We start from the raw sequence: 15,322 nt of genomic DNA, 5'->3' as shown, positions 1-15,322 counted from the left end.
TGCCTGACGAGTCGGCGACGATCGCACCATGCTGTTGACGATCACCTGCACGCGACCCGATGGCGCGGCCTGGCCCGCGACCGATCTCGGATTCTTGCTGCACAAGAACCCCGAGCGGGTGCAGGCGTTCGAGCAGTCGTACGGCACAGCGCACGTGGTCTACCCGGAGGCCGATCCGGCGCGCTGCACGGCGGCCTTGGTCCTCGAGGTGGACCCGATCCGCCTGGTGCGCGGACGTTCCCGTGGCACTCCGGATTTCAGCCTCGGGCAGTACGTCAACGACCGGCCATACGCGGCGTCGTCACTGCTGTCGGTCGCGATCGGCGCGGTGTTCCGCACGGCGCTGCACGGGCAGTGCAAGGCGCGCCCCGAACTCGCGCTCGCCGCGCTGCCGTTGCGCATCGAACTGCCCGCGGTGCCGTGCAAGGGCGGGGCCGAAGTCGCCGAGCGGGTGTTCGCGCCGCTCGGCTGGGCCGTGTCGACCACCCCGATCCCCCTCGACCCGGCCTTCCCGGAGTGGGGCGATTCGCACTATCTGCGGCTGGCGCTGAACGGCGAGATGCGGCTCGCCGACGCCCTGTCGCACCTCTACGTTCTGCTGCCGGTGCTCGACGGCGCCAAGCACTACTGGATGGCCGCCGACGAGGTCGACAAGCTCATCCGCGCCGGCGGCGGGTGGTTGGCCGAACACCCCGAACGCGGGTGGATCACCCGGCGCTACCTGGCCCGTCGTCAGTCGCTGGTACGCACGGCGCTGGCGCGCCTAGCGGAGATCGATGAGACGGATCCGGACGAACTCGGCGCGGTGGAGGACTATGCCGAGTCTGGGAACGCTGTGCGCGACAACGTTGGCGACTCGCCGCTCGACGCACCGGCGAGCGGGTCGAACGGCTCGGACGCCGCCGGTTCGCCCGGTAGCTCAGCGACTCCGACGCACTCCTCCGCTTCGACTGACGACGACACAGCGGTGACCGACGCAATCGCCGAGCCCAGCGCCGTCACCGAGCGGGCCGATTGGAGCGACCGGTCGCCTGGCGACGTCCTGTCCCCCGGTGCGAGTCCCTCCGATTCGATGACGCCCGATGACGGCGTCGCCGGTCCGGACACCGACGAAGCCGCGGGCCGGACGCCCTCCCTGGCCGTGCAGCGGCGGGCCGCCGTGCTCGCCGCGCTGGGCGAGGTCGGCGCGCGGCGCGTGCTCGATCTCGGCTGCGGTGAGGGCGCGCTGCTGCGAGAGTTGCTGGCGGACCGGATGTTCACCGAGATCGTCGGCGTCGACGTGTCGATGCGGGCGCTGCACATCGCCAAACGCAAGTTGCGGGTGGACCGGATGCCGGAGCACGCCGCGCGCAGGCTCACCCTGCTCCAGGGCTCGCTGACGTACACCGACGCGCGGCTGCGTGGCTACGACGCCGCGGTGCTGATGGAGGTGATCGAGCACGTCGACCCGGCTCGGCTCGGTGCGTTGGAGCACGCCGTCTTCGCCACGGCCGCACCGCGTTCCGTCGTGGTGACGACGCCGAACGCGGAATACAACCCGGCCTACGAGACCCTGCCTGCGGGCAAGTTCCGCCACGACGATCACCGGTTCGAATGGACCCGAGCGGAATTCGCCGCCTGGGCGACCGGCGTCGCACAGCGCAATGGCTACCGCGCCCGGCTGTGGCCCGTCGGCGCAGCGCATCCCGAGTTGGGCGCGCCCACCCAGCTCGCCCTGTTCACGAAGACCGAACCACCCGGCCCCACCGGCGAGGACACGAAAGGAGCCGCGCGATGACCGAACTCTCCATCCCCGAGCTCTCGCTCGTCGTACTCGTCGGGAGCACCGGCTCGGGTAAATCCACCTTCGCGCGCAAGCACTTTCCGTCCACCGCCATCGTCTCGTCGGATGCCTGCCGCGGCATCGTGAGCGACGACGAGAACGACCAGTCGGCCACGCCGGAAGCATTCGCGCTGCTGCACCACATCGCGGGCATCCGGCTGCGCCGCGGACTTCGCACGGTGATCGACGCCACGAACGTGCAGCCGCGGGCGCGTCAGGAACTAGTCGCGGTGGCGCGCGCCCACGACGCGCTACCGGTGGCGATCGTGCTGGATGTACCGGATTCGGTATGTCTGCAACGCAATTCGCTGCGACCGGATCGGTCGCACCTGGCGGCGCACGTGGTGCACCGCCAGCAGCGGGACCTGCGCCGCGGCTTGCGCGGGCTGGAGCGCGAGGGATTCCGCAAGGTGTACGTGTTGCGCGGGGTCGAGGAGATCGACGGCGCGACCCTCGTCGACGAGAAGGCGTGGAACGACAAGCGCGAGCTCACCGGCCCGTTCGACGTGATCGGCGACGTGCACGGTTGCCGTGCCGAACTGGAGACGCTGCTCGGCGAGCTCGGATACGCGGTGGAGCGCGACGCGGCCGGACGCGCGGTCGGCGCCCGTCATCCGCGCGGACGCACCGCTGTGTTCGTCGGCGACCTGGTGGACCGCGGGCCCGACACCCCCGGCGTCCTGCGGTTGGTGATGGGCATGGTCGCTGCGGGAACGGCACTGTGCGTCACCGGCAATCACGAGAACAAGCTGGTGCGTGCCCTCACCGGGAAAAAGGTCAAGGTCGCGCACGGCCTCGCCGAATCGCTGAGCCAGCTCGAGGCCGAGGACGAGGACTTCCGCAAGGCGGCGCTCGACTTCTGCCGCGGACTGATCAGCCACTACGTACTCGACGGCGGCAACCTCGTCGTCGCGCACGCGGGGCTGAAAGAGGAGTATCAGGGCCGCGCGTCCGGCCGGGTCCGCGCCTTCGCCATGTACGGCGAATCCACCGGGGAGACCGACGAATACGGCCTGCCGGTGCGTTACCCGTGGGCGCAGGACTACCGCGGCCGGGCCGCCGTGCTGTACGGCCACACGCCGGTGACCGAGCTGCGCTGGGTGAACAACACGCTCTGCCTGGACACCGGTGTGGTGTTCGGCGGCTGCCTGTCGGCGCTGCGCTATCCCGAGCGAGAGCCGGTTTCGGTTCCGGCCGAACAAGTTTGGTACGAACCGACACGTCCGTTGACACCTCCCGCGGCCACCGATTCCGTGGCGCACCGCGATCCCGGCGTGCTGGACCTGGACGACGTGATCGGCCGCCGCGTGGTGCACACCAGCAGGCACGGCTGCGTCGGCGTGCAGGAGGAGAACGCGGGAGCGGCTCTGGAGGTGATGAGCCGCTTCGCCATCGATCCCCGCTGGCTGGTGTACCTGCCGCCGACGATGTCACCGTGCGCGACCTCGTCGCTGGACGGCTACCTCGAGCACCCGGCCGAGGCGTTCGCCTACTACCGGGGCGAGGGCGTGGATCGTGTGGTGTGCGAGGAGAAGCACATGGGCTCGCGCGCAGTCGTTCTGGTGACCCGCTCGGCGACGGTCGCGCGGGACCGTTTCGGCGTCGAGGACGACGGCACGGGGGCGATCTACACGCGCACCGGCCGCCCGTTCTTCGACGATCCCGCCGCGACGGAGACGTTGCTCGCTCGCATCCGTGCGGCGGCCGAGGCCGCCGGGCTCTTCGAGGACCTGCGCAGCGAATGGCTGCTGCTCGACGCGGAGCTGTTGCCGTGGTCGGCGAAGGCGATCGGCCTGTTGCGTTCGCAGTACGCGGCAGTCGGCGCCGCGGCCAAGGCCGCGCTCGACGGAGCCGAGGCGGTGTTGGCGGCGGTCGCCGCGCGCGGCCACGACGTCACCGAACTGGCCGAGCGCACGGCGGGACGCCGCGCGGACGCCGCGGCCTTCACTTCCGCATACGGGCGCTACTGCTGGACGACCGACGGTCTGGCGGGGCTGCGCCTCGCGCCGTTCCAGCTGCTGGCCGCGGAGGGCGTCAACCACGCGACCCGTGACCACGCCTGGCACCTCGCCGTGATCGATCGCCTGGTCGACGCGGATCCGGCGCTGTTCACGCCGACCCGTCGGATGGTGGTGAACCTGGCTGATCCCGACGACGAAGCCGCCGCGACGACGTGGTGGACCGAACTCACCGCCGCGGGCGGGGAGGGAATGGTCGTGAAGCCGCTCGACTCTCTGGTCAGAAGCCGAGCGGCCGACCAGCCGGGAGGCGGTGTGAACGGTAGCGAGCGTCCGGATGCCGACGGCACCGCCCGGGCCTCGGACGCACCGGAGCCGGGCAACACCACGGCTCGGGACGAGTCCGCTCGTCTAGTTCAGCCGGGCGTGAAATGCCGTGGACCCGAATACCTTCGGATCATCTACGGCCCGGAGTATCTGCGCGAGCCGAACCTGCGCCGGCTGCGTACCCGTGGTCTCGGGCGCAAGCGGTCGATGGCGCTACGCGAGTACGCGCTCGGGCTGGAGGCGCTCGACCGTTTCGTTGCGGGCGAGCCGCTGTGGCGGGTACACGAGGCGGTATTCGCGGTGCTGGCCCTCGAATCGGAACCCGTGGACCCGCGCTTGTGAACAGCAGCCGTCGGATGTCGGAGGTGCAGCGGCGCCACGCGCGTGCCCGCCGCTCGCCCGTGCACTCCCGCGCCCGGCTGTCTACTCGGCGCTCGATGGCGACGTCCGGATGATGCTCGCGTGCGCTCGAAGCCTCCGGGCGTCCGCCGTCGAGACCGCTTGCCAGCGGCTAACGGCTCTCATCTTCGCAGGTCAGGGCGGCGGGCGAGGCGGGGCGAGCGGGCGTCGAGCAGCGCTGAAGCGTTGAGCTGTTCGCGATGGGTACTCCCCACTGAGCGGGAACGACCGTTGCGGACGAACCATAACCGTCGTTACAGTCTGCTAGCAATGCGCTTGCAAGAGTAAGCGCTGGCATGCGCGGTTCGGCCGCGCGCAGCCGACAGACAAAGGAGTCTGACCATGCCTGCTGCCAGCATCGAGGGCCCGGGGTACGAGGCCGACGACGCACGGACCATGCTGATCGACGACCGGTTCGCCGGGTTGGCCGCGAAGTTCTTCGGCATGTTCCGCCGCAGGAGCCAGGGTGGCGGCGCGCTCGCGGTCTACCTGGACGGCGAGCCGGTGCTCGATGTGTGGGCGGGCTGGGCGGACCGCGACCGGCGCTGGCGGGCCGACTCCATGGCGCTCTCGTACTCGACCAGCAAGGGCGTGGCGGCCACCGTCGCCCATCGGCTCGTCGACCGAGGACTGCTCGACCTGGACGCCCCGGTGGCCGACTACTGGCGCGATTTCGGGTCCAACGGCAAGGCCGACATCACGCTGCGCGACGTGCTGAACCATCGCGCGGGCCTCCAGCGCATCCGCGGCCTGCTGTCCGATCCGCACGATCTGCTGAATCACGACGCGGTCGCGGCCGCGATGGCGGCCTCCGCGCCGGACCCGTTGCGGTTGCGCGCATCCGGATATCACGCCATCACCTTCGGCACCCTGGTGGCCGAGATCGCCCAGCACGCGACGGGTCGCGACTTCACCGACCTGGTCCGGTCGGAACTCGCCGGACCGCTGGGTGAGCGCGACTTCTTCTTCGGCGTCCCCGAACACGAGCGGCCCCGGGTGGCGAAGCTCTCGCCGCGACTCGGCGTCGCCAGGGTCCCGCTCGATCGACTGATCGCGCCGTTCGCGCCGCTGCAACTGGTGTACGCCGCGCGCGGCGCGGTCTATGACGGCTGGGCCGACATGTCGCTCGGCACCCGCCCGTACGAGGCGATGATGCCCGGATGGAACGGCGTGTTCACCGCTCGAGCGCTGGCCAAGATGTACGGCGCGATCGCCAACGACGGCATGGTGGACGGACGCAGACTGCTGCGCGCGGAGACGACCCGACGCCTCGCGGAGATGCCGCCGAACAGCCGTTACGACTACGTACTCGGCGCGCCGCCGCACTTCGCGCTCGGCTACCACCGCGCCATCGTCGGCCCGCGCCTCACCCGAAGGGCATTGGGCCACTTCGGGATCGGCGGATCCGGTGGGATCGCGTTTCCCGGGCTCGGTCTCTCCGTCGCCTTCGTCACCAATCACCTCGGCAACCACGCCATGTCGGTCGGCGACGCCCGCCTGCCGATGCTGGCCGCCCGTGCCGAGCGCATCACCCGCATCGCCCGCGGACGAGACCCGATCCGGGCGGAGCCGAAGGCCGCGGCCAGCTGATCGGAAGGGTCAGCGGCCCTTCAATTTTCGCCACCCGCCCGCACGATTGTCCGCGATGATCCTGCGGAATATGGCCGACAGAGCGCGGGCGTTCACGGTCTCGCCCTCGCGGATGGCGACCGTCCGTGCGGTCTTGTTGTCGTGTCCGCCGGTGATGATGCCCTCCGGATCGGGGACGATGCCTCCGTCGTAGAGGAACACGTTGACGTGCGTCTTCGCGGCGAGCAGCGCGCAGATATTGCCGTCGAGCACGAAGTACGGCTGCACGGTGCGTTTGACGGTCTCCGTGACCTCCGGGTCCGCGGCGTGCACCAGATCGCGGACCTCACGGCAGATCGCCCGCTGCCAGTCGGGTAGGGCGTCGATGTAGGCATCGACACGCGGGTCGGCTACATAGGACATGTGCCGATCGTGGCACAGATACCCGTCCGTCGACAGGCTCGCGGCGCACCGATGGCCCGGCACAGCGCGGTGCCGCCGGCGTTGTGCGATCGACGAAATCGAGCACCATTCGCCGCAGCAGCACGGCCGGGCGCTGATAGGCTCCTGTGCTCACGACCGTCGTGCCGAGCGACAACTAGGGGGCCGAATCCAGTGCAACCGGAACAGGCACGGGCCGCCGGACTGTTCGACGCCGCGCTGACCGGCGAACTGCGTATGCCAGAGCAGACGGCGCTGCGACTGGCCTCCGCCTGCGACGCGCTCCTGGATGGATTGCGGCAGCTGCGCGCGACCGACCTCGGTGAGGTGAACGGCTTTCCCGAGCTGCCGTCCGGCATCGCGCTCGCTCGCGGGTTCGCGTCCAAGGGAAGGGAATTCGCGGACACGCTGACCACACTCCAGGAGGCGACGCTGCGCTACAAAGCTGGATACCTATCAGCGGGGCAGTTGATGTCCGAGGCCGACGCCGCCCACCGCGCGGCGCTGGAACTCGCCGCCGACCGTTTGGACGACGGAGCATGAGCAGCGCGCCGGACCGCATCGGTGCGGCGACCGATCCGCCCTACGTCACCGATCGGGAGTCCTTCGACGCCTACACCCACCAAGAGATCTGGGAACTCGTACACGAGGCGCTGCGCCCCGCCGAACTCGGCCGCGTCGCCGAGGGCTGGCAGACGAGCGCCGAGGCGCTCGACGAGCTGTTCGCGGCGTTCGCGGCAGCGGTGCGCCGCGAATTCGCGGAATGGCACGGTGCGGCGGCGGCCGCCGCGCGCGAATCGACCGAACAGTTCCTCCGCGCCGGGGCGGCCGTCCGCGACGTCTGCGCCGAACTGCACCGGCTGATGGAGGCGAATTCCACGGCGGCGCAGGCGATCCGCGACGCGATCGCGCCGCCGCCCGAACCCTACGCACCGAATCCCGACCCGGTGCTCGAGGCCATCGAGGGCGGGCCGCGCAAGATGGCGCACGACATCGCCGCCGCCGAGGCGCTCGCCGACGCCCAGGACACTCTGACCTTCGGCTACAACTCGACCCTCGTGGCGTCCGGCGATGCCGTGCCCGTCTTCGGTACGCCCGATCCGAGCGGTGAGGCCGCGCGGTGAGGTGGGTCTTCTCGCCGGACGAGTTCACCTACGTGTGGTCGGCGGAGACCGGTCTCGACCGCCGCCCCTACCCCATCAACATGGCCCACCGCGGCACCGTCCGCAGCGAGAACGACTGGGACAAGCTCAAACTCGTCGAACGCTTCCGGCGTAACGCCGACCCCGACCTGACCGGCGCACTCACCCTCTGCGCCCGCGGCGACGTCACCACGATCACGCTCTCGGGCGACCGCTACGCGCCGGACGAGCGCGCCGACGAACCCATCCTCGCTTTCGGCGCCACCCACCTGGTGTGGGGCACCGTGATCGTCGCGGGCGCCTGCGACGTCACCGTGATCGCCTGCCACGCAAAGAATGTCGCGCAGCATTTGGTGGCCGCGATGGGCTCCGCGCCCGCGGGCAGGCTCGCCCCGATGCGGGAACCACGCGAGGCCGTCCTCTACGAAGACCCCAACCATTGGACACAGCAGTCCGAGGCCGCGCTGCGCGCCGCCGCCCTGCGCCAGACGCTGCACCGGCCGATCGACGCCCGCGGCTTCATCACCGTCACCGTCGCCCCGGAAGACCCGATGTCGCCGCCGACCCGCCACCGCACCTGGCTCGACTTCACCGACGACGGACGCTACCTACTGACCACCAGCACCGATCTCACCCTGGCCCCGGTCACCGAACCCGCGCTGGCCACCCACCTCACACGGTTGGCCGCCATCGGCTGAGAGCGGGTCGCGTGCGCCTCAGGCGTCGCCGATGCCTAGATCTTCTCGTGCCTGGGCGACGAAGGACGCGAGGAAGTCCGTGACTCCGGTTGTCTTCCGGACGATCTCGGTGATCAAGGGCGGGCCGACTCGGCGCAGGCTCTCGCCGGTCTCACCGGACCCGCCGAAATGGGGCGGTTCATTCGGGGAGGGGGAAGCCGAGGGATTCGGCGGCGGGGTGAGGGGTGGGGTGGGGCCAGCGGGTGGCGACGGCTTCGGTGGTGGAGAGGGAGCGGAGTTCGGCGCGGTCGAGGTAGAGGGTGCCGTCGAGATGGTCGGTTTCGTGTTGGACGATGCGGGCGGGCCAGCCTCGGACGATCTCGTCGATCGGGCGGCCGTGCTCGTCGTGGGCGGTGAGGCGGATTTCGGCGGGGCGAGAGACGACGGCCTGCCAGCCGGGGACGCTGAGGCAGCCCTCGAAGAAGGCGACCTTCGCGGGGCCGGTCGGCTCGTAACTCGGGTTGATCAGGACGCGGAAGGGCACCGGCCGTCGCCCGCGGGCGGCGCGGACCTCGTCGGATACTTCCGCGAAGTCCTCGATCACCGCCAGTCGCAACGGAATTCCGACCTGCGGGGCGGCGAGGCCGACGCCGGGCGCCGCGTGCATCGTCGCGCGCATGGCGGCGATGAACCGCGCCAGCAGGTCGTCGTCGAGCTGTCCGTCGAACGGAGCGCTGGGCCTGCGCAGGACCGGGTCGCCGGCCGCGACGATCGGTAATGGATCGTCGGCGGAGAGCAATTCGGCTACCCGAGCCGCGAGCGAGCGCGCATCGTCGATAGGGACTTCCATGCCGCCAGCATCCCAACCGCACGGGGTGGGTGCACGCCGGGTCTGCCGATTCGCGCCGCAGCCGGGTCGGAACAGTGCGGCATCCGCGCCGGATGCCCGCGGTCGCGAGGACGACGACCGTGCTCCACGAGGGTTCCAGCCGCCCGGCGGGACCGGTGGACCGGGTAGTCCCGATACATACCCGGCTCGCGTGCAAGACGTGTGGCCGAGCCGACGCGCGTGGTCGCCCGACGCCTCAGCGGCGCGGTGCGGCCATGGAAAATCCGTTGTTCGCGAGCAGCGGGATCCGTAACGTCGCGTCGGTTTGTCCGCCATCGATCGAAGGAGTCGACACTGCCATGAAACCTGTCACCGAACGCGACATCAGGTCGTCGTTCGTCAACTGTTCCAAGGGCGACGCGAAACGGTTGTCCGTGCCCCGCGACCTCGAGCAGCGACCGTGGGACGATCTGGATTTCCTCGGCTGGGGCGATCCGTCGCTGCCCGGCCGCTGCTACCTGGTGGTTCCGCGAGACGATCAGCTGGTCGGCGTCGCCTTGCGCCACGAAACGGGCGGGACCGGCAAGCCGCAGATGTGCGCGATCTGCCTGACCACGCACACCGGCGGCGACGTGGTCCTGATGACCGCGCACAAGGCGGGCGATTCGGGCCGCCGCGGCAACTCGATCGGCACCTATATGTGCGCCGACCTGGCCTGTTCGCTGTACGCACGCGGTAAGAAGCGCCCCGCCCTCGGCAGTCGCTACCGCGAAGACCTGACGCTCGAGGAGAAGATCGACCGGGTCCGCGAGAACATCGACGCCTTCCTCACCAGGCTCTACAGCTGACCTGCGCCGCCCATCCGAAAGGAGGTAGATGCCATGCGCCGACACTCAGTACCCCGCACCCCGCAACGCCCCGAGTATCCCGCTCCCCCATCGGAACTCGGGGCGCCGGGATTCCTCTTCGGTCGAGACGCGCCGACAGCGGACGGACCGTCCCGTCCCGAGAGGAATCCGAGGCACAACCACCGACCGAAGACGATCGGGGCCGGAAAGGTCGAAAAATGGTCGGGGTGACAGGATTTGAACCTGCGACCCTCCGCTCCCAAAGCGGATGCGCTACCAAGCTGCGCTACACCCCGTGGCCTCGCGGTGGCGGGGGCCGCCGACGAGTATGAATCGTTCTTTGAGCGGGTGACGGGAATCGAACCCGCACCATCAGCTTGGAAGGCTGAGGTTCTACCATTGAACTACACCCGCAGGCATACGACATCGATGGGATCGCCACGATGTCGTGTGCACCACGCACTGTACCGAATCCGGTTCCGTAAACGCCAATCGCCCCCGTCCGCGCGGTACGACCCGAGCCGTCACCCCTGACCGTCGGGGCGGGCAATCCTCCCGATCGAGTGACCCAGCACACTCTCGGCATGTCGAGTTGCGACTCTCCAGCGAACCCGAATCGTTGTGTAACACCAACACTTCTGTAACGATCACACATCAGATCGCCATTCGCGAGGCATCGAAAACTCGTTGTAAAACCGCGTTTTTCAGTGCCGGGTGGCTTGCTAGGATCCTTTTTGCCGGACGGGGGTATCTGGAAAGGGGGCGGTGAGCGTGCACCGAGCGAGGTGGACAGAACCGCGTAGCAGTAGTGATCGGGGTGAGGCCGGCACCTGTGTGCGCACAGGGCACCCGGGTACCGACGTCGCCCGCGATCGGTGAAGACGATGGCGACCGACATCGAACCGCCAGTCGCCGCGATGTGTCGCGCCTGGGCACGGGCGGTGTGCTCCGAGCCCGGCTCGCACACGACACCACACCAGCTGGAACCTGTACTCATCGAGCTGGTCGAACGGCTGCTGTATCTAGCCAAGCACGAACCCTTCCCCGTGCCGGAGGCGCGAATGCTCGGCGCGCGCCTCGCCGAGCCGCCTTTCGAGCGGACCAGGATGCTGGCCCAGGCAAGCCGCTGGCTGCTCGGCTTCCCCTCGGGCAGGCCGGGGTCGCTGGTGGCGACCCGCTGGCCGTTCGTGGCGAGCCAGGCCATCGACAGCTATGCCCAGGCCTTGCAGGAGCGGGCGCTGGCCCAGCAGGAGCAGAGCCTGTCCGCGAAGGTGTCGCTGCGCGTGCAGGAGATCGCCGCTCTCCAGCACCGGCTGCGTCACGAGGCAACCCACGACGCGCTCACCGACCTGGCCAACCGCACCCTGCTCCAGGATCAAGTGCGCCGGATGGCCACCGATCCGAACAGTTGCGTCGGACTGTTGCTGATCGACCTGGACCGGTTCAAGCAGATCAACGACGGCTACGGGCACGCGGTCGGCGACGAGGTGCTGGTCGAGTTGGCCAACCGGCTGCGCGAGGTGTGCCCGCCGGACACGGTGATCTGCCGGTACGGCGGTGACGAGTTCGTGCTGGCGGTGAACCGGGACGGCAAGACCCTCACCGAGATCGCCAACCGCATCGTGGGCGCACTGCGCGACCCGGTGTGGTCGTCGGCGGGCCCGGTGCCGGTCTCGGCGAGCGTGGGCACCGCCTACAACCCGCCGGGCGCCCCATGCGACTTCACCGATCTGCTACGGCGCGCCGACCGGGCGATGTACACGGCCAAGACGGCGGGCGGGCGACGGTTCGCGTTCTCCGACTCCGACGAACCGGAGATAGACGCGGCCGTCGCCGGCTGAACTGGCAACCGGTGCGCCCGCGGGCGCACCGGTGGTCGGCAGCCGCCCGGAACCGGCTCAACTCGGCTGACAGGTGGGGCACCAGAAGAGATTGCGCCCCTCGAGCACCGCGTGAGCAACCGGCTCGGCACACACTCGGCAACCCGCGCCGGGGCGGCGGTAGACATAGGTGCGCGGACGATCGGGGGCGTAGGACGGTTCGCCGTGATCGTGTTCGGGGCGCACCACGTGCATGCGCCCGGTCGCCACCCCGACCGGCATCAGCTCGACCAGATCCGCCCAGAGGGCGCGCCACTCTTCGGCACTCAGCTCGACGCCGGGACGATAGGGCGAAATGCCGTGCCGGAAGAGCACTTCGGCGCGGTAGACGTTCCCGACGCCCGCGATGACGCTCTGGTCCATCAGCAGCGCGCCGATCGGCCTGCGGGAACGGCGGATTCGCGCGAAGGCGCGGTCCGGGTCGGCATCGGAGCGCAACGGGTCGGCACCGAGGCGGTCGGTCAGCGCCTCGACCTCCGGCGGGAGCAGCACCTCGCAGGCGGCGGGACCGCGCAGGTCGGTGCCGACGCCGGCGCCGCCGATCATGCGCATCCTGACCTGCCCGATCGGCGCGCCCATCGGCAGCTCCGAGTCGTAGAACTTGCCGTAGAGCCCGAGGTGCACGTGCACCGCGAGCCCGGATTCGTAATGGTGGAGCAGGTGTTTGCCGTGGGCTTCCGAGCGCACGAGCCGTTGCCCGTCCACCAGGGCGGCGCCATCGGCGAACCGGCCCTGCGGACTCGACACCCGCACCACACCGCCCGCGAACACCTGCTGGTGCTGGTTCGCCAGGCGGTGCAGCGTATGCCCTTCAGGCATCTGCCGACGCGACCTCAGTACGCCGGGACGGCGGGTGCGACACCGGTCTTCTCGTACTCGGCCAGGATGTCGATGCGGCGCTGGTGACGCTCCTCCTCCGACCACGCGGTGGAGACGAACGCGTCCACGATGGCCAGCGCCTCCTCGGTGGAGTGCATGCGGCCGCCGATGCCGATCAGCTGCGCGTTGTTGTGCTCGCGGGCAAGCTTCGCGGTCTCCACGCTCCAGGCCAGGGCGCAGCGGGCGCCGGGCACCTTGTTCGCGGCGATCTGCTCGCCGTTGCCGCTGCCGCCGAAGACCAGCCCGAGGCTGCCAGGATCGGCGACGGTGCGGCGCGCCGCCTCGATGCAAAAGGCGGGGTAGTCGTCGAGTGCGTCGTACTCGAGGGCGCCGCAGTCGACGACCTCGTGGCCCGCCTGCTGGAGATGGGCCTTGACGTGATTCTTCAGTTCGAAACCGGCATGGTCGGCACCCAGGTATACGCGCATGGCTGCGATTGTGTCAGGCCACGCGACGGCGGATCCGAGAGGGCACCGTCCGCCATTAACACCGGGGCCGCGTGGCGCGAATCTGGTGACACGGGAGGCGCCCGCGGCGCCGACCAGGTGTGTCCGAGAGCACAGCCGCAGCGGCCCCTCGGACGCGAGAAACCCGTCCCCACCGATGAATAGAGTGCACTTCATGCAGCCGCACGAACCGACGCCGCCGGACCGAGCCGACCAGCCGGAGCCAACGGACGCGCCGCCGAGCGGGTGGGGGTACACACAGCAACCGCCGCAGCACGGCTCGGCGACGCCACAGCACACGGGCGCCCACCCCACCTACGGCACGTCATCATTCGCCGCCACATCGATGTCGCCCTATGGCGATGCCTCTTCTACCCGCTACGGCGCTGAATCTTCGGCACCATACAGCGCGTCGTCCACGCCCACCGGCACTGTGCCTTCGGCGCCGTACGGCGCCGCGTCATCCACGCCCTACGGTCCTGGGTCTTCGGTGCCCTACGGCCCTGGGTCCTCGGCGCCATACGGCACGGTGCCCTCGTCATACGGGTCCCTTCCGATGACGCCCTACGGCACTCCCCCGCCCGTGCCGCCGCAGAACATGCCGCGCGGCTTGTCCCCGTTCGGGATGCCCGCCAGGCACAGCTGGGAGATCCCGCTGCTTGTCGTGGTGGTGGTGTGCACGGTGGTCGCGTACTTGATCGCCATCGTGACGCTCGTCGTCGTGCTGGCCGACGGCGCGGTGCCGAGCGACTATCTGCTGCTGTTGGTCTTCGCTCCGCTATTGGTTTGGGTGGGGCGAGGTTTCAACTACGCGACACAGCGGGTGAACGGCGTGAAGATGTCGCCGACACAATTCCCCGAGGGCTATCAGATGGTGGTCGAGGCGGCCGCCAGGTTCGGCATGGCGAAGGTGCCCGACGCCTACGTGGTGCTGGGCAACGGCCAGATCAACGCCTTCGCCTCCGGGCACGGCTTCCGGCGCTTCGTCGTGGTCTACAGCGACCTGTTCGAAATCGGCGGCGAGGCACGGGAACCCGACGCGCTCGCCTTCATCATCGGCCACGAGGTCGGCCACATCGCCGCCGGGCACACCTCGTACTGGCGACAGCTGGGCATGTTCCTGGTGCCGTTCCTGCCGATCCTCGGCAGTTCGCTGATCCGCTCGCAGGAATACACCGCTGACAACCACGGCTACTGCAACCGGCATACCGGCGCGGCCGCCGCGATGGGCACGCTGGCGGCGGGCAAGTACATGAACACCCTCGTCGGCTTCGACGAGATGGCCGACCGCGCCGCCACCGAGAAGGGCGGCTTCGTCTGGTTCGTCAACGCCATGTCCTCGCACCCGGTGCTGACCTGGCGGATGTGGGCGCTGCGCGACCGCAGCAGGCACGGCAGGCTCTTCCTGCGCCCGAGCCCGCAGCCCTCGGTGGGCGTCGCGCCGTACGGGCCGTACGGCGAGGTGCCGAGTCTGCCGCCGAAGCCGGTGGCCTGAGCCGGAGCGACCGGGCGTCGCGAGCACGCGGCGCCCGGTTCGCGTTCAGTCGAAGACCGGGTCTTCGGTCCTGGTCCGCTTGAGCTCGAAGAAGTGCGGGTAGGAAGCCAGCGCGACGACGCCGTCCCAGATCTTGCCCGCCTCTTCACCGCGCGGGATGCGCGAGAGCACCGGGCCGAAGAACGCCACGCCGTTGACGTGGATGGTCGGGGTGCCGACGTCCTTGCCGACCTTGTCCATGCCCTCGTGGTGGCTCTTGCGCAGCGCCTCGTCGTACTCGGTGCTCTCGGCGGCCTGCGCGAGCTCGGCGGGCAGCCCCACCTCGGCGAGCGCGTCGGCGATCACCGCGGCCAGCCGCTCCTTGGTGGTCGGCTGATCGTATTCGGCCTTGCGGTCGTGAATACGGCTGCCCATCGCGGTGTAGAGCGGGGCGAGCACCTTGTCGCCGTGCTCCTTGGCCGCGGCGATGGCGACGCGCACCGGGCCCCAGCCGCTGTTCATCAGCTCGCGGTACTGCTCGGGCAGATCCCGGCCCTCGTTCAGCACCGCGAGGCTCATCACATGGAAGCGCGCCTCGATGTCGCGGACCTGCTCGACCTCCAAGATCCAG

14 protein-coding genes and 2 tRNA genes are annotated in these 15,322 nt (G+C 69.7%); 9 read left to right on the top strand and 7 right to left on the bottom strand.

The window, feature by feature from the left end; genetic code table 11:
• Window positions 1–28: 28 nt before the first annotated feature.
• The 3 genes from NX1_RS21625 (at window position 29) to NX1_RS21615 (ending at window position 6,096) form a co-directional block, all read left to right on the top strand.
• Entirely contained in the window at window positions 29–1,777 is a 1,749-nt protein-coding gene (locus NX1_RS21625) for a 3' terminal RNA ribose 2'-O-methyltransferase Hen1 (RefSeq protein ID WP_068062520.1), read from the top strand.
• Window positions 1,774–4,449 carry a polynucleotide kinase-phosphatase gene (locus tag NX1_RS21620; RefSeq protein ID WP_068062517.1) on the top strand — a complete coding sequence of 892 codons (2,676 nt, stop codon included), beginning with the start codon at window positions 1,774–1,776 and terminating at the stop codon, window positions 4,447–4,449. The genes NX1_RS21625 and NX1_RS21620 overlap by 4 nt, the downstream gene beginning before the upstream one ends.
• A gap of 399 nt (window positions 4,450–4,848) precedes the next feature.
• Entirely contained in the window at window positions 4,849–6,096 is a 1,248-nt protein-coding gene (locus NX1_RS21615; protein WP_068062514.1) for a serine hydrolase domain-containing protein, read from the top strand.
• A 9-nt stretch (window positions 6,097–6,105) separates the two neighbouring features.
• On the opposite strand, the gene NX1_RS21610 is transcribed toward NX1_RS21615, so the two are convergent.
• The gene (locus NX1_RS21610; RefSeq protein ID WP_068062511.1) at window positions 6,106–6,498 is read right to left on the bottom strand and encodes a DUF1801 domain-containing protein; all 393 of its coding nucleotides are present in this window, start codon (window positions 6,496–6,498) and stop codon (window positions 6,106–6,108) included.
• Window positions 6,499–6,690: 192 nt separating this feature from the next.
• Between NX1_RS21610 and NX1_RS21605 the strand changes: the two genes are divergently transcribed.
• Genes NX1_RS21605 through NX1_RS21595 form a run of 3 tightly spaced genes read left to right on the top strand, consistent with a single transcriptional unit; the run spans window position 6,691 to window position 8,356 of the window.
• Window positions 6,691–7,059 (top strand): hypothetical protein, encoded by a 369-nt coding sequence (locus NX1_RS21605; RefSeq protein ID WP_068062508.1) that lies wholly within the window; start codon window positions 6,691–6,693, stop codon window positions 7,057–7,059.
• Entirely contained in the window at window positions 7,056–7,640 is a 585-nt protein-coding gene (locus NX1_RS21600; protein ID WP_068062505.1) for a hypothetical protein, read from the top strand. Before NX1_RS21605 ends, NX1_RS21600 begins: the two co-directional genes overlap by 4 nt.
• Window positions 7,637–8,356 (top strand): ESX secretion-associated protein EspG, encoded by a 720-nt coding sequence (locus NX1_RS21595; protein ID WP_068062503.1) that lies wholly within the window; start codon window positions 7,637–7,639, stop codon window positions 8,354–8,356. The genes NX1_RS21600 and NX1_RS21595 overlap by 4 nt, the downstream gene beginning before the upstream one ends.
• A 178-nt stretch (window positions 8,357–8,534) precedes the next feature.
• Here NX1_RS21595 and NX1_RS21590 read toward each other — a convergent pair whose 3' ends face one another.
• On the bottom strand, window positions 8,535–9,185 hold the full coding sequence (locus tag NX1_RS21590; protein ID WP_068062501.1) for a peptide deformylase: 651 nt from the start codon (window positions 9,183–9,185) through the stop codon (window positions 8,535–8,537).
• 338 nt (window positions 9,186–9,523) lie between these two features.
• Here NX1_RS21590 and NX1_RS21585 point away from each other — a divergent pair, with 338 nt between their 5' ends.
• Entirely contained in the window at window positions 9,524–10,012 is a 489-nt protein-coding gene (locus NX1_RS21585; RefSeq protein ID WP_068062497.1) for an FBP domain-containing protein, read from the top strand.
• A 219-nt stretch (window positions 10,013–10,231) separates the two neighbouring features.
• Here NX1_RS21585 and NX1_RS21580 read toward each other — a convergent pair.
• Both NX1_RS21580 and NX1_RS21575 read right to left on the bottom strand, forming a co-directional pair.
• A tRNA-Pro gene (locus NX1_RS21580) sits at window positions 10,232–10,308 on the bottom strand.
• A gap of 47 nt (window positions 10,309–10,355) precedes the next feature.
• Window positions 10,356–10,426: transfer RNA gene (locus NX1_RS21575), tRNA-Gly, on the bottom strand.
• A 470-nt stretch (window positions 10,427–10,896) separates the two neighbouring features.
• On the opposite strand from NX1_RS21575, the gene NX1_RS21570 reads away from it, so the two are divergent.
• The gene (locus NX1_RS21570) at window positions 10,897–11,853 is read left to right on the top strand and encodes a GGDEF domain-containing protein (protein WP_068062495.1); all 957 of its coding nucleotides are present in this window, start codon (window positions 10,897–10,899) and stop codon (window positions 11,851–11,853) included.
• A 57-nt stretch (window positions 11,854–11,910) separates the two neighbouring features.
• On the opposite strand, the gene NX1_RS21565 is transcribed toward NX1_RS21570, so the two are convergent.
• Together NX1_RS21565 and NX1_RS21560 are read right to left on the bottom strand one after the other, a co-directional pair.
• Window positions 11,911–12,711: an Fpg/Nei family DNA glycosylase gene (locus tag NX1_RS21565; protein WP_068062492.1), complete on the bottom strand. Its 801-nt coding sequence runs from the start codon at window positions 12,709–12,711 to the stop codon at window positions 11,911–11,913.
• Between the two features lie 14 nt (window positions 12,712–12,725).
• Window positions 12,726–13,199, bottom strand: coding sequence for a ribose-5-phosphate isomerase (locus tag NX1_RS21560; protein ID WP_068062489.1), 474 nt, complete (start codon window positions 13,197–13,199; stop codon window positions 12,726–12,728).
• 601 nt (window positions 13,200–13,800) lie between these two features.
• Between NX1_RS21560 and NX1_RS21555 the strand changes: the two genes are divergently transcribed.
• Window positions 13,801–14,712 carry a M48 family metallopeptidase gene (locus tag NX1_RS21555; protein WP_373864902.1) on the top strand — a complete coding sequence of 304 codons (912 nt, stop codon included), beginning with the start codon at window positions 13,801–13,803 and terminating at the stop codon, window positions 14,710–14,712.
• Between the two features lie 45 nt (window positions 14,713–14,757).
• On the opposite strand, the gene NX1_RS21550 is transcribed toward NX1_RS21555, so the two are convergent.
• Window positions 14,758–15,322, bottom strand: a 565-nt coding sequence (locus NX1_RS21550) for a mycothiol-dependent nitroreductase Rv2466c family protein (protein ID WP_068062483.1), incomplete at its 5' end; no start/stop codon positions are given.

The sequence above is a fragment of the Nocardia xishanensis NBRC 101358 genome, assembly GCF_001613365.1.
In the GTDB taxonomy this organism is placed as follows: Bacteria; Actinomycetota; Actinomycetes; order Mycobacteriales; family Mycobacteriaceae; genus Nocardia; species Nocardia xishanensis.
The sequence above is the reverse complement of the archived record's forward strand: the minus strand, read 5'-3'. Positions and strand labels throughout refer to the sequence as shown.